Below are 12,977 nucleotides of genomic sequence, written 5' to 3' on the forward strand. Positions count from 1 at the left end.
GTTACTCTCATAACCATGGCCACACGTGCGTCTGGAGGCGCGAAAGCCTCCTCGCGTGCGGGGGGCACGGCGGCTCGCAAGCCCGCAGGTACGGCCCCCCGGAAGCGACCGAGCGGCAACTCCAAGGGGGGCCGCGGCTCGGGCCGTGGGCGCCCCCCGCAGAAGCCCGACCCGATCCCCCAGGCGGTCCTCGGGTTCTTCAAGCTCCTGTTCAAGCTGTACCTGCTGGCGGCGGTCGCGGTCGGGTCGGTGTTCCGCGCCTACGGGAACGGGGCCCGCGGCCTCGACCCCGAGCACCGCCGCGACGGGCTGGGGCTGGCGCTGCTCGGCTCGTCCATCGTGCTGGCCTCCGTCACCTGGTTCCGGCCCGACGGCGTCGTCACCATCGCGCTGGAGAAGGTGGTGCGCGGCGGTCTCGGCATCATGGCGATGGTCCTGCCCGTGCTGCTGGCGCTGCTGGCGTGGCGGACGCTGCGCCACCCCGAGCACCACGAGGACACCGGCCGCATCGTCATCGGCATCACCGCGCTCGCCGCGGGCGTCCTCGGCATCCTGCACATCGCCGCCGGCGTCCCCTCCCCGGCCAAGGACATGGAGGGCGTCCGCGAGGCCGGCGGCGTGGTCGGCTGGCTCGTGTCGGCCCCGCTGGACGCGGCGCTGAGCGGGTGGGTGGCCGTCCCGCTGCTGCTGCTCCTGTCCGGGTTCGGGCTGCTGGTCGTCACCGCGACGCCGATCGCGAAGGTCCCCGAGCGGGTCGCCGACCTGTGGGCGATGGCCACGCTGCAGAGCCGCCCCGAACGCCCGTCCGCGGGCGAGGCCGGGGAGGAGGGCGCGCCGAAGAAGCGGCGCCGCAAGAGCAAGGGCGAGGACGGCGACGAGCTGGAGGTCGGCGAGCACTCCAAGCCGTACGACACTCCGCTGCTGGAGGACCAGCCGAAGAAGGCCGACCGGCCACGCCGCGACCTCGCCGACGAACTGTTCGAGCCCGACCCGTTCGGCGCGCACGTCCCGCCCCCGGCCCCGCCCGCCGACGATCCGATGGACGAGCACGTCGCCGGCGAGTCCATGGCCCCCGATCCGGCGGCCGACCCCCTGGCCGGGGAGGAGCGCGAGGCCGAGCACCACGAGGTGCGCGACCCGACGCCGGCCCCGCGCCGCACCGAGCAGCTCCCGCTGTCGTCGTCCGGCGAGATCTACGTGCTGCCCGATCCGGCGGCGTTGCGGCCCGGGAGTGTGTCCAAGCCGCGGACGAAGGCCAATGACACGGTGGTGAACGCGCTGACGGGGGTGTTGGAGCAGTTCGATATCGATGCGCAGGTGACGGGGTTCACGCGGGGGCCGACGATCACGCGGTACGAGATCGAGCTGGGTCCGGCGGTGAAGGTGGAGAAGGTCACCGCGCTGACCAAGAACATCGCCTATGCGGTGAAGAGCGCTGATGTGCGCATCATCTCGCCGATTCCCGGTAAGTCGGCGATCGGGGTGGAGATCCCCAACACCGACAAGGACATCGTCAGTCTGGGTGACGTGCTGCGCTCGCCGGCCGCGACGAACGAGCATCATCCGATGATCGTGGGGCTGGGCAAGGACGTCGAGGGGCGCACGGTGGTGGCGAACCTGGCGAAGATGCCGCACATCCTGATCGCGGGCGCGACCGGGGCCGGGAAGTCGACGTGCATCAACGGGTTGATCACCTCGATCCTGATGCGCGCGACCCCTGACGAGGTGCGGATGATTTTGGTCGATCCCAAGCGGGTCGAGCTGACGATGTACCAGGGGATCCCGCACCTGATCACGCCGATCATCACCAACCCCAAGAAGGCCGCCGAGGCGCTGGAGTGGGTGGTGGGGGAGATGGACCGCCGCTACGACGACCTGGCGGCGTCGGGGTACCGGCACATCGACGACTTCAACAAGGCGGTGAAGGCGGGCAAGCTGGTCCCGCCGCCCGGCAGCGAGCGCGTCTACACCCCTTACCCGTACATGCTCGTCATCGTCGACGAGCTGGCCGATCTGATGATGGTCGCGCCGCGCGACGTGGAGGACTCGGTCGTGCGCATCACCCAGCTCGCCCGCGCCGCCGGGATCCACCTGGTCCTGGCGACGCAGCGGCCGTCGGTGGACGTGGTGACGGGGCTGATCAAGGCCAACGTGCCGTCCCGGCTGGCGTTCGCGACCTCCTCGCTGTCCGACAGCCGCGTCATCCTCGACCAGCCGGGCGCGGAGAAGCTCGTCGGGCAGGGCGACGCCCTGTTCCTGCCGATGGGCGCGAGCAAGCCCATGCGCCTCCAGAACGCCTACGTCTCCGAGAAAGAGATCCACAGCGTCGTCGACCACTGCAAGGGGCAGATGGAGGCGAGCTACCGGGAGGACGTCGCCGCGGCCGGCGCGCCGAAGAAGGAGATCGACGAGGAGATCGGCGACGACATGGACCTGCTCGTCCAGGCGATCGAGCTGGTCGTGTCCACCCAGTTCGGGTCGACGTCGATGCTGCAGCGCAAGCTGCGCGTCGGGTTCGCCAAGGCCGGGCGGCTGATGGACCTGATGGAGAGCCGCGAGATCGTCGGGCCCAGCGAGGGCTCCAAGGCGCGGGACGTGCTGGCCAAGCCGGACGACCTCCCCGGGGTGCTCGCGGAACTGCGCGGCGGCGGCTGAGCGCGGTGCCGGGGCATTGCGGAATGATGCGAAATCTTGCCCAGTTTCGAACGTGTTGGCTGTCGCCGAACGGGCAGGCCCGTTCCTAGACTGGTCTCACAGTCGTGCGAGATCGGCCACGAGCTCCTCAGAGGAGGCCCGGCGTGAGCATCGGTGAGACCTTGGCGGAGGAGCGTCAGCGGGCCGGTCTCTCGGTGACACAGGTGAGCCTCCAGACGCGCATACGCGAGACCGTCGTCCGCAGCATGGAGGCCGACGACTTCTCCGCGTGCGGGGGCAACTTCTACGCCCGCGGCCACATCCGCAGCATCTCCCGCGTGATCGGCATCGATCCGGAGCCGCTCGTCGCCGAGTTCGACGCCGCGCACGGCGGCGCCCCGCAGCCGGTCTCGGCGGTGTCGGCGTTCGAGCCGGAGCAGCCGGTCGCGTTCCGCGAGCGCCGGTCGCCGAACTGGAGCGCGGGAATGGCGCTCGCCCTCGCGCTCGTGGTCATCTACGGGATCGTCCAGGTGGTCGGGCACGGCGGCGGCGGCGAGCGGCGCACCGCCCGGCAGGTCGCCGGGACGCCCGCGCCGTCCACCCCGTCCGCCGCGCCGGCCCCGCCCAGGAGCAGCGCCCCGGTCGCGGAGGCGCCGCGCACCAAGGTCGAGGTGCGGGTCGAGGCCAAGCGGACGACGTGGCTGAACGTCCAGGGCGACCAGGGCAGGTCGCTGTTCAGCGGCATGATCCGTGAGGGCGACCAGAAGAGCTTCACCGCCAAGAAGAAGGTCCGGCTCGTGATCGGCGTCGGCGGCAGCGTCAACCTGACCGTCAACGGCAAGGACCTCGGCTCGCCCGGCAAGGGCAAGGGCGTCCAGCGGCTGACCTTCGACCGCGGCGACCCCGAGTCGGCCTGATCCGGAGCCGGCGGGCCCGTGCGTCCCGCCGCACGCCGGGACGCCCCGTGAGGATGCCGCGGGCCGATGGTCGGCATCGGAGCGGAGGCCCATTACCTTAGGGGCATGTCCACTCGCCGCAAGGTCTCACTCATCACGCTCGGCTGCGCCCGCAACGAGGTCGATTCCGAGGAGCTCGCCGCGCGCATCGAGGACGCGGGCTGGGACCTGGCGGACGGCGCGGACGGCGCCGACGTGGTGGTCGTCAACACCTGCGGATTCATCGAGGCGGCCAAGAAGGACTCCATCGACACGCTGCTGGCCGCGCACGACTCCGGCGCCAAGGTCGTCGCCGCGGGGTGCATGGCCGAGCGGTACGGCAGCGAGCTGGCCGAGGCGCTGCCCGAGGCCGACGCGGTGATCGGCTTCGACGACTACACCGCGATCGGCGAGCGCCTCGACGACGTCATGGCCGGGCGCAGGCGCGACGCGCACACCCCGCGCGACCGCCGCACCCTCCTGCCGATCAGCCCGGTCGAGCGCCAGCGGGCGCACGGCTCCCACGTCCCGGGCCACGGCGGGCAGGACGACCTGCCGGACGGCGTGGCCCCGGCGTCGGGTCCGCGGGTGCTGCGGCGGCGCCTTGGCGGCGGCCCGGTCGCGCCGCTGAAGCTGGCGTCCGGCTGCGACCGGCGCTGCACGTTCTGCGCGATCCCCGCGTTCCGCGGCGCGTACGTGTCGCGCCCGCCCGCGGAGGTGCTGGAGGAGGCGCGCTGGCTCGCCGACCACGGCGTCCGCGAGCTGGTCCTCGTCAGCGAGAACTCCACGTCCTACGGCAAGGACCTCGGCGACCTGCGGGCGCTGGAGAAGCTGCTGCCGGAGCTCGCCGCCGTCGACGGCGTCGAGCGGGTGCGGGTCAGCTACCTGCAGCCCGCCGAGACGCGCCCCGGCCTCATCGAGGCGATCTGCGGCACGCCCGGCGTCGCGCCGTACTTCGACATGTCCTTCCAGCACGCGAGCGGCCCGGTGCTGCGCTCCATGCGCCGGTTCGGCGACCGGGAGCGGTTCCTCGGGCTGCTGGACCAGATCCGGGCGCTGGCTCCGGAGGCGGGCGTGCGCTCCAACTTCATCGTCGGCTTCCCCGGCGAGACCGACGACGACTTCGAGGAGCTGGTGGAGTTCCTGTCCGCAGCCCGGCTCGACGCCGTCGGCGTGTTCGGCTACTCCGACGAGGAGGGCACGGAGGCCGCGAACCTGGACGGCAAGCTCGACCCGGCCGACGTCGCCGCCCGCGTGGAGGAGCTGTCCGGCCTCGCCGAGGAGCTGACCGCGCAGCGCGCCGAGGACCGCGTCGGCTCCGTGGTCCGCGTCCTGCTGGAGGACAAGGCCGACCAGGCCGGGGACGGGGCGCGGGACGGCGGCTTCGAGGGCCGCGCCGAGCACCAGGCGCCCGAGGTGGACGGGACGGTCCTGGTGCGCGGCGAGGGGCTCGCGCTGGGCGACATCGTGGAGGCCCGGGTCGTGGGCAGCGACGGGGTGGACCTCGTCGCGGACGTCTCGTGATCGCCGGCACGCCCGAGCCGGTCGCGGGCACGCCGGATCCGCCACAGGCCGGCGTGTGGAACATCGCCAACGCGCTCACGCTCCTGCGGATCGCGCTGGTGCCGCTCTTCGTCTGGCTGTTCTTCCTGGACGGCACCGGCTGGCGGTTCGCCGCCTTCGCCGTGTTCGCGGTCGCCTCGATCACCGACAAGATCGACGGCGACATCGCCCGGGCGCGCGGCCTCGTCACCGACTTCGGCAAGATCGCCGACCCGATCGCGGACAAGGCGCTCACCGGGGCGGCGCTGATCAGCCTGTCGGCGATGGGCGAGCTGTGGTGGTGGGTGACCGCCGCCATCCTCGTCCGCGAGATCGGCATCACGGTGATGCGGTTCGTCGTCATCCGCCGCGGCGTGATCCCGGCGAGCAAGGGCGGCAAGCTGAAGACGACGCTCCAGGTCTTCGCCATCGGCTTCTACATCCTGCCGGGCCCCCTGGACTACCTGCGCTGGGTCACGATGGGCGCGGCGCTCGTCGTCACGGTCGTCACCGGGATCGACTACGTCGTCCAGGCCTGGCGCATGCGCCGCACGTCCGACGAGACCTCCTGAGCAAGGGCGCGTCGCGAGCCGTCAGGAGGCGGTGAGCTCGTCGCCCACGCGGAGGGCGCCGAGCGCGCGGGGCACGCCGAGCCTTCCGAACATGATCTCGCGGGCGCCGTCGAAGCGCTCCGCGCGGTACCGGGCGAGAGCGCGCAGCGGCTCGGGAGACCGCCGGGCGGTGTCCTGGTCGGTGTTGACGATGACGCACCGGCCGCACGGCCTCACGAGCTCGATGTCCACCTGGTCGCCGCGCAGCCGGGTGACGGAGTCCTCGCCGTAGGGGCCGAGCCCGCGCAGGACGATGTTGGGACGGAAGCGCGCCATCGGGAGGCGGGCGTCCATCCGCCGGTTCAGGTCGTCGAGCGACTCCTCCGACAGCACCGAGACGGGGTAGCCGTCGGCGTACGTCAGGGTGCCGCCGCCGAGCGCGGTGGGGCGCGTCCCGGTGAAGCGGACGAGCCTGCAGGGGAGTCCCAGGGTCTCGGAGAACCAGCCGGCCGCCTCGTCGCCCTGGTCTACTCCCCGGCACGGACCGCGGTGCACGGTGACGTCGCGGGCGGGGCCCTCCACCGCCACGCAGATCAGGGGCGCGGGTGCGAGCGCGGAGTGGACGACGAGCTTCACACCGTCGAACGCGGGATGGAGCAGCGCCAGTTCGGGGACTTCTCGCTGCGACAGATGCCGCCCGTCAGGACGGACGAGCATGAACTCCCGGTCGTGGCGCAGCCCGTCCGGCGAGAGCTCGGCCTCGGCGGCCGGGACCGCCCCCGCGCTCTTGACCGGGAAGACGTTCAGGGCGGCGACAACGGCGATCATGCGTCGGACGTTACGGACCGGCCGGCCGGGCGGCCAGGCGTACGGGCGATACTTGACGCGGATACGTCAGCTTGGAGGCCGAGGGCATGACCGCGCAGGACTTCACCTACCCGGAGGTCGGCGCGACGCGTGACGCCGAACGCCCGGCCGGGTACCGGCACATGCGGCAGCGGACGCTCGTCGGGCGGGGTCCCGCGTCCTTCCGGAACGCCGCGGACGCGGTCATGGAGTTCTGGATGCACCGGGCGCTGCCGGTCCGGGTGGAGGCGTCGGCGCCGCGCGCCGCACCCGGGGTGAGCGTCGTGATCGGGCTGGGCGCCGGGCCGCTGCGCCTGAAGGCGCCCTGCCGGATCGTGTGGACGCGGGAGGAGGAGCGCTACGCCGGATGGGCGTACGGCACGCTCCCGGGCCACCCGGAGGCGGGGGAGGAGGCGTTCGTCGTGCACCTGGACGACGAGGGCGACGTGTGGCTGACGGTCACGGCCTTCAGCCGTCCGGCGACGGCGGCCGCGAGGCTGGCCGGCCCGCTCGGGCGCGTGTTCCAGCGGGCCTATGCCCGCCGCTGCGGAACCGTGCTGCGCCGGCTGGCGCGGGATTAGGTGGGCCGCGGGACCACGCCCACCCCGGTCGTGGCCCCGCGGCCCCGCTTTAGGGGCGCCCCCGCGCTATTCGATTATCCCTGCCGGCGTCCCCGTGCACGAATCGGCGGAATGAGTTTTGACTCACAATGTGACCTGCGCTTCTCGCCATTGTCGGCGGCCGGGGCCGATGACGTGCTGCGACGATGCGCGTCCCGGGCGGCGTCCCGGCCGCGCGCAGCGTCCGGCGCGGTCCGGGCTCGGCGGACATAAACGCGGCCGTCTCTTTTCGCGACGACGGAAAAGCGTTATGCCGGTGGGGCGGGTGTGAAGGCGGGGATCCGGCGGCGTCCTCATTCGGTCGGTTTTTCCGGTGAACCGGCGATCCGCCGGGCCCGTCGCGGGCCCGCGACGGTAGATTCGAGGACGCTCGCGCGAGGCGGCGGATCCCGCGCGGCGGGGACGGATGGGGACGCGATGCGGGTCGAACTGCTCACCGTGGGGGACGAACTGCTCCTCGGCGACACGATCAACGGGAACGCCGCGTGGCTCGGCCGCCGGCTCGCCGACCACGGCGTCGAGGTCACACGCAGCGTGGTCGTCGGCGACGAGCTCGACGTGATCGTCGCGGCGGTGGAGTCCGCGCTCGACCGGGCCGACGCGGTCATCACGACCGGCGGGCTCGGCCCCACCTACGACGACGTGACGCGCGACGCCCTCGCCAAGGCGGCGGGCGTCGCCCTGGTCCGCGACCCGGAGCTGGAGCGGCGGCTGCGCGAGCGGGTCGCGCGGGCCGGCCGCGAGCTGCAGCCGATGGCGCTGCGCATGGCGGACGTCCCCGAGGGCGCGCGGCTGCTGGCCAACTCCGCCGGCTCGGCTCCCGGCCTGCGCGTCGAGCTGCCCGGCGGGGTCGCCTACGCGCTGCCGGGCGTGCCGTTCGAGATGCGCACGATCATGGACGAGGTCGTCCTGCCGGAGCTCGCGGAGGTCGCCGGGCTGCCGTCCGTCGCGCGCCGCACGCTGCGCACCGCCCGGCTGTGGGAGTCGGTCATCGCGACCCGCCTGGCCGAGGTGGAGGCGATGGACGGGGTGAAGCTCGCCTACCTGCCCGACCCCGCCGAGGTGAAGATCCGGATCACCGTGGCCGGCCGGGACGCCGCCGGGCGGCTGGCGGACGTGGAGTCGCGCGTCCGGGAGCTGCTCGGCCCGTCGGTCTACGGGGTCGACGACGAGTCACTCGGCCTGGTCGTGCACCGGCTGCTCCTGGAGCGGGGCGAGACCGTCGCCACGGCCGAGTCGCTGACCGGCGGCCTCATCGGCGCCGAGCTGACCGCGACGCCGGGGTCGTCCGGCACCTACGCGGGCGGCATGGTGACCTATGCGACCGACCTGAAGCAGAGGCTGCTCGGCGTGCCGGGCGACCTGCTCGCCGAGCACGGGGCCGTCCACCCGGACGTGGCCGCCGGGATGGCCGCGGGCGTCCGGGACGCGGTCGGGGCGACGTACGGGCTCGCGGTCACGGGCGTCGCCGGCCCCGATCCACAGGACGGCCGTCCCGTGGGAACGGTCTATATCGGCCTGGCCGGACCTGGAGACTCGCTGACGGTGGTCGGACCGAAACTCCCGGTGCCCGGGACGGGGCCGGAGATCCGTGCGGTGATCCGTCGGATGGCCGTCGTGCACGCGCTTGAGCTGCTGAGACGCCGGCTGCTGGGACTTGACGTCGCCGACGGGAGCGGAGAGGCTCGGGCAGATCGGGAAGATCGGGGCTGATTACAGCGTTACGTTGCGAGCGAACACGAAATCAACGGTCTGCCACCGCCGCCGCCAAGGCGGGTACGGTGGAACCGGCAGATGGTCCGAACTGAGGGAGGGAGCGAGACGATGGTCCTGCTTCGCCAGCTGCTCGGTGACGTACTGCGGCAGCTGCGGCTGCGCCAGGGACGCACCCTCCGTGAGGTGTCCGCGGCAGCGCGGGTGTCACTCGGCTACCTCTCCGAGGTCGAGCGGGGTCAGAAAGAGGCCTCTTCGGAGTTGCTGTCCTCTATCTGCAAGGCCCTGGGCGTCCCGCTGTCGCATGTGCTGAGGGAAGTCGCGGATCAGCTTGCCCTCGCCGAGCTGCAGCACGAGCCCGTCATGGCGGGTGCGCCGGAGCACGAGCGCATCTCCGCCGAGAGCATTCCGGAGACCCCGGAGGAGATCACCGGCGAGCTTCGCGCCGACATGGTCGCCGCCTGACCGTTTCCGGCGAGTTCATGCCCCGACCCGGGGTCGCGGGTGTGCGCGGCCTCACGGCATGAACTCGGCATTCCCGGGGAGCTTCCCGTGTTGTAACGGATAACCGTAACGATGCGGAAGGAGCCCGTTCATGGCGTCGGTCAAGAGCCCGCTCAACGACGCGGCACTGAAGGCCGCCGGGGACGCTTTGCAGGGCGCTCTCATCGATCTGATCGATCTCGCTCTGGTCGCCAAGCAGGCGCACTGGAACCTCACCGGACGCAACTTCAAGGTCGTCCACGAGCACCTCGACGAGATCGTCGCGCTGGCCCGCAGCGGCCAGGACGACGTCGCCGAGCGCGCCGTGGCGATCGGGGCGAACCCCGACGGCCGCGTGCGCACGGTCGCCGACCGTACGACGATCCCGCAGCTGGAGGCCGGCTACCTCGCCGACGACAAGGTCGTCGCCGCGATCACCGACATCCTCGCGCAGATCATCGCGCGGTTCCGGGAGCGCATCGAGGCGACCGACGAGCCGGACCCGGTGACGCAGGACCTGCTCATCAGCATCACCGCCGAGCTCGAGAAGCAGCACTGGATGTTCCAGGCGCAGACCTGACCCACCGGCGAAGACCCCGGCCCGCCGCCTGGCGAGGACCGGGGTTTTCTGCGTTCCGCCCCGATTTGATCCACGATCTGCGGATTATGAGGGATGCACGCACTCTCCCGAGCCCTGCCGCTCGCCGCCGCCCTGCTCGCGCTGGCCGCCTGCGGCTCCGGAAGCGACGGCGCGGGCCGTCCCTGCACGATGATCGGATCCGAGGCCGGCGTGAACCTGGTCGTCCCCGACGGCTCCCGCGTCGCCGCCGCCTCCCTGCGGGCGTGCTGGAACGGGACGTGCCAGGACCCCCGGATCGAGCTGGCGCCGACCTCGAAGGCCGTCTCGACCGGCTGCGACGGCGACGGCCCCGACGCCGTCTGCGGCGCCTCCGCGTCGCCGGACGGCGGCAAGTCGGGCTTCGCGCGGCTCCCCGGCCTCCCCAAGGAGCCCGTCGACATCACCCTCAAGCTGCGCGACGCGAAGGGCCGGACCTCCCTCACCCAGCGCCTCGACGTCACACCGAAAGCCACGTTCCCCAACGGACCCCACTGCGGCGAAGGCCCCCCGCAGGTGGTGCTGACCGTGGCGAACGGGCGGGTGACCGTCCGCTGATCAGAGATGCGCCAGGACGGTCTCGGCGAACTCGACGGCGAGCGGGCTCAGGGCGTCCCAGCGGCGCGCCGCCCATCCGGCGGTGAGCGGCGGCAGCTCCGGGATCGGAACCAGCCGGACGTCTCCCGGCCCCGCTCCCCATCCGGGCAGTGCGGGCAGGATCGCCTGGCCGAGGTCCAGTTCGGCCAGCAGGAGCGCGGTGTCCCAGTCGGCGACGCTCGTGGTGGACGCGAGCCGCACTCCGTGGCGTTCCAGATGCATCTCCAGATGGACGCGGGACGTCGAGTGCGCGGGCAGTTCGATGTAGCGGATCGCGGCCAGTTCGCCCAGCGCCACGGACGCCCGCGAGGCGAGCGGGTCGTCCGCGTGCACGGCGAGCACCCACGGCAGCTCGCACGACGCCCGCTGCTCGACGCCCTCCAGCGCCGGCCCGATCGTCACCCACGCCAGATCCGCCGTGTGCGACCGGACCGCCTCCAGACACCGGCGGCTCGACCCGGCGGTCTCGAACTGGAGCGCCGCGTCGGGGTGCCGGTCCCGGAACTCCGCCACCCCCGCCGCCATGAAATGCCGCACGGTCGTGGCCCCGGTCGCGACCCGGACGGTGCCCCCCACCCCCCGCCGAAGATCGTCGAGCTGGCGCAGCGCGGCGTCCAGCCCGGCGATCCCCTCCCGCGCCGCCTCGTGAAGGACGCGTCCCGCGCGGGTCGGAGCCACCCCGCGCGGCCGCCGCTCCAGCAGCACGAGCCCGGTCTCGCGTTCGAGCCGCTTGACGTGCTGACTGACGGCCGACTGGCTGCACGACAGCTCCCGCGCCACCGCGCTCAGGTTCCCCGCCGCACAGACCGCTACGAACACACGGAGATCGTCCAAAGTCACCCATCCAAGCTAGACCTTGGAGAAGTCCAACAAAACCCGAGAATTGACTTGGAACACGGACCGGCGCAGGCTCTGCGCAAGGGCGCAGGATCCGGCGACCCGGAAAGGCGGCGACCCGCCCTGGGCTCTCAGGGGGCAGGGCGGGCGCCGACCGGCTGGCAGTGCGGGCACCAGAAGGTCGCCCGCTCATCCTGCTCCGCCCGCTCGATCCGCGTTCCGCACCTGCGGCACGGACGTCCGGCGCGCCCGTACACCCAGTGCTCCCGGCCGCGCCCCAGCTCACCGGTCGTGATGTGGCCGTGCCGCTCCTTGTTGGCCTCCAGAAGGCGGTGAGAGAGCTGCACAAGCCCCAGGATGTCGGGAACGTTCCGCACGGCGGTCCACGGGTTCACGCCCCGCAGGAACAGAACCTCGGCCTTGTAGACGTTGCCGATTCCCGCGACCCTCGTCTGGTCGAGCAGCGCCTCCCCGATCGCCCGCTCCGGCTCCTCCGCCAGCCGCGCGACGGACTCGGCCGCCAGCTCCGGCCCCCACGCCGGATCGAGGAGGTCCGGCCCGAGGTGCCCGACCGCCGCGGCCTCATCGTCGGTGCGCAGCAACTCGACCACCCCCAGCGAGTACCCGACCGCCTGCCACTCCGCGTTCGCCAGCACGAGCCGCACCCGGTGGTCGCGCGGCGGAGGCCCGGCCCTGCGGATCTGCCAGCGCCCCTCCATCTTCAGGTGGGTGTGGACGGTCAGCCCGCCTTCCACCCGCACCAGGAGATGCTTGCCGCGCGAGACCGCGTCCAGGACGGTCCGTCCGCGCAGGTCGACCGTCGCGTACCTCGGCACACGGAAGTCCGAGCGCGTCAGCACCCGCCCCTTCAGCGCCTCGCGCAGGCGCCGGGCGGTCAGCCAGACGACGTCGCCCTCGGGCATGTCAGATCAGCGAGGGGCTTTCCCAGGCGGACGGGTCCTCGGTCAGTTTCTGGACGGACGGCGGGAGCTCGCCGGCGGCGATGTGCGCGAGCGTGACCTGCTCCAGGATCGACCGCTCGCTGGCGCGCAGCGCGATCCACACCTCCTGCAGGGACCGCGCGGGCCCCTCGTACCCCACGTGCTCGGGCCGCTCGCCCCGCACGCCGAGCAGCGGCCCGTCGATGGCGCGGATGATGTCGGCCATCGAGATCCGCTCGGCCGGACGCGCCAGCCAGTAGCCGCCCTCGGGCCCCCGCTGGCTTCGCACGAGCCCGGACCGCCGCAGCTGGCCGAGGATGTTCTCCAGGAATTTGGGCGGTATCTGCTGGGCCTCGGCGAGCTGGACCGCGGTCACCGGATGGCTCCCGGCGACCGCCAGCTCGGCGGAGGCGCGTAGCGCGTAGTCGACCCGGGCGGACAATCGCATATTCGCATTATCCCTTGCCGATAGGACCACTTCGGTTCCCGGCGCCCCTCCCGCCAACCCCGAAGCACGGCGCACCGCCGGAACCGGGCTCTTGTCCGGCGATGCGCCGTGGTCTAGAAGGCCACGCGGTCACCCCACACCCCCCGCGCGCCCCAGCACCCCCAACTGCACCAACCTCAACCACCACCGCAACCACGCAACAACCTCAATGGTT

13 protein-coding genes are annotated in these 12,977 nt (G+C 72.5%); 9 read left to right on the plus strand and 4 right to left on the minus strand.

The annotated features are described in order from the left end of the window. The first annotated feature begins 15 nt into the window (after nt 1–15). From ABD944_RS08985 to pgsA, 4 genes are all read left to right on the plus strand, one after another. On the plus strand, nt 16–2,655 hold the full coding sequence (locus ABD944_RS08985) for a DNA translocase FtsK (RefSeq protein WP_345174259.1): 2,640 nt from the start codon (nt 16–18) through the stop codon (nt 2,653–2,655). A gap of 143 nt (nt 2,656–2,798) precedes the next feature. Then, nucleotides 2,799–3,551: a helix-turn-helix domain-containing protein gene (locus ABD944_RS08990; RefSeq protein ID WP_345174261.1), complete on the plus strand. Its 753-nt coding sequence runs from the start codon at nt 2,799–2,801 to the stop codon at nt 3,549–3,551. 105 nt (nt 3,552–3,656) lie between these two features. After that, a complete protein-coding gene (gene rimO, locus ABD944_RS08995) occupies nt 3,657–5,093 on the plus strand; it encodes a 30S ribosomal protein S12 methylthiotransferase RimO (protein WP_345174263.1) in 1,437 nt (478 codons plus the stop codon). Then, nucleotides 5,090–5,683 carry a CDP-diacylglycerol--glycerol-3-phosphate 3-phosphatidyltransferase gene (gene pgsA, locus ABD944_RS09000; protein WP_345174265.1) on the plus strand — a complete coding sequence of 198 codons (594 nt, stop codon included), beginning with the start codon at nt 5,090–5,092 and terminating at the stop codon, nt 5,681–5,683. Before rimO ends, pgsA begins: the two co-directional genes overlap by 4 nt. Nucleotides 5,684–5,704: 21 nt before the next feature. On the opposite strand, the gene ABD944_RS09005 is transcribed toward pgsA, so the two are convergent. Beyond that, entirely contained in the window at nt 5,705–6,490 is a 786-nt protein-coding gene (locus ABD944_RS09005) for an MOSC domain-containing protein (protein ID WP_345174266.1), read from the minus strand. Nucleotides 6,491–6,576: 86 nt separating this feature from the next. Here ABD944_RS09005 and ABD944_RS09010 point away from each other — a divergent pair, with 86 nt between their 5' ends. The 5 genes from ABD944_RS09010 to ABD944_RS09030 all read left to right on the plus strand — a co-directional run bounded on the left by ABD944_RS09010 (nt 6,577) and on the right by ABD944_RS09030 (nt 10,498). Continuing rightward, the gene (locus ABD944_RS09010) at nt 6,577–7,089 is read left to right on the plus strand and encodes a DUF1990 domain-containing protein (RefSeq protein WP_345174268.1); all 513 of its coding nucleotides are present in this window, start codon (nt 6,577–6,579) and stop codon (nt 7,087–7,089) included. Nucleotides 7,090–7,545: 456 nt separating this feature from the next. Next, on the plus strand, nt 7,546–8,841 hold the full coding sequence (locus ABD944_RS09015) for a CinA family nicotinamide mononucleotide deamidase-related protein (RefSeq protein ID WP_345174270.1): 1,296 nt from the start codon (nt 7,546–7,548) through the stop codon (nt 8,839–8,841). Between the two features lie 111 nt (nt 8,842–8,952). Continuing rightward, on the plus strand, nt 8,953–9,306 hold the full coding sequence (locus ABD944_RS09020; protein ID WP_089313015.1) for a helix-turn-helix domain-containing protein: 354 nt from the start codon (nt 8,953–8,955) through the stop codon (nt 9,304–9,306). Between the two features lie 130 nt (nt 9,307–9,436). Beyond that, nucleotides 9,437–9,904 (plus strand): Dps family protein, encoded by a 468-nt coding sequence (locus tag ABD944_RS09025; protein WP_345174272.1) that lies wholly within the window; start codon nt 9,437–9,439, stop codon nt 9,902–9,904. Nucleotides 9,905–9,997: 93 nt separating this feature from the next. Next, nucleotides 9,998–10,498, plus strand: a complete 501-nt coding sequence (locus tag ABD944_RS09030; protein ID WP_345174274.1) for a hypothetical protein — start codon at nt 9,998–10,000, stop codon at nt 10,496–10,498. Here the strand turns inward: ABD944_RS09030 and ABD944_RS09035 are convergent, their stop codons facing one another. The 3 genes from ABD944_RS09035 to ABD944_RS09045 form a co-directional block, all read right to left on the minus strand. Further along, complete coding sequence (locus ABD944_RS09035; RefSeq protein WP_345174276.1) at nt 10,499–11,377, minus strand: LysR family transcriptional regulator; 879 nt, start codon at nt 11,375–11,377, stop codon at nt 10,499–10,501. Between the two features lie 128 nt (nt 11,378–11,505). Then, nucleotides 11,506–12,297 carry a DNA-formamidopyrimidine glycosylase family protein gene (locus tag ABD944_RS09040; RefSeq protein ID WP_345174278.1) on the minus strand — a complete coding sequence of 264 codons (792 nt, stop codon included), beginning with the start codon at nt 12,295–12,297 and terminating at the stop codon, nt 11,506–11,508. A gap of 1 nt (nt 12,298) precedes the next feature. Continuing rightward, the gene (locus ABD944_RS09045; protein ID WP_345174280.1) at nt 12,299–12,763 is read right to left on the minus strand and encodes an RrF2 family transcriptional regulator; all 465 of its coding nucleotides are present in this window, start codon (nt 12,761–12,763) and stop codon (nt 12,299–12,301) included. Nucleotides 12,764–12,977 lie beyond the last annotated feature (214 nt).

The organism is Actinomadura verrucosospora (genome assembly GCF_039540335.1).
Classification (GTDB): Bacteria; Actinomycetota; Actinomycetes; order Streptosporangiales; family Streptosporangiaceae; genus Spirillospora; species Spirillospora verrucosospora.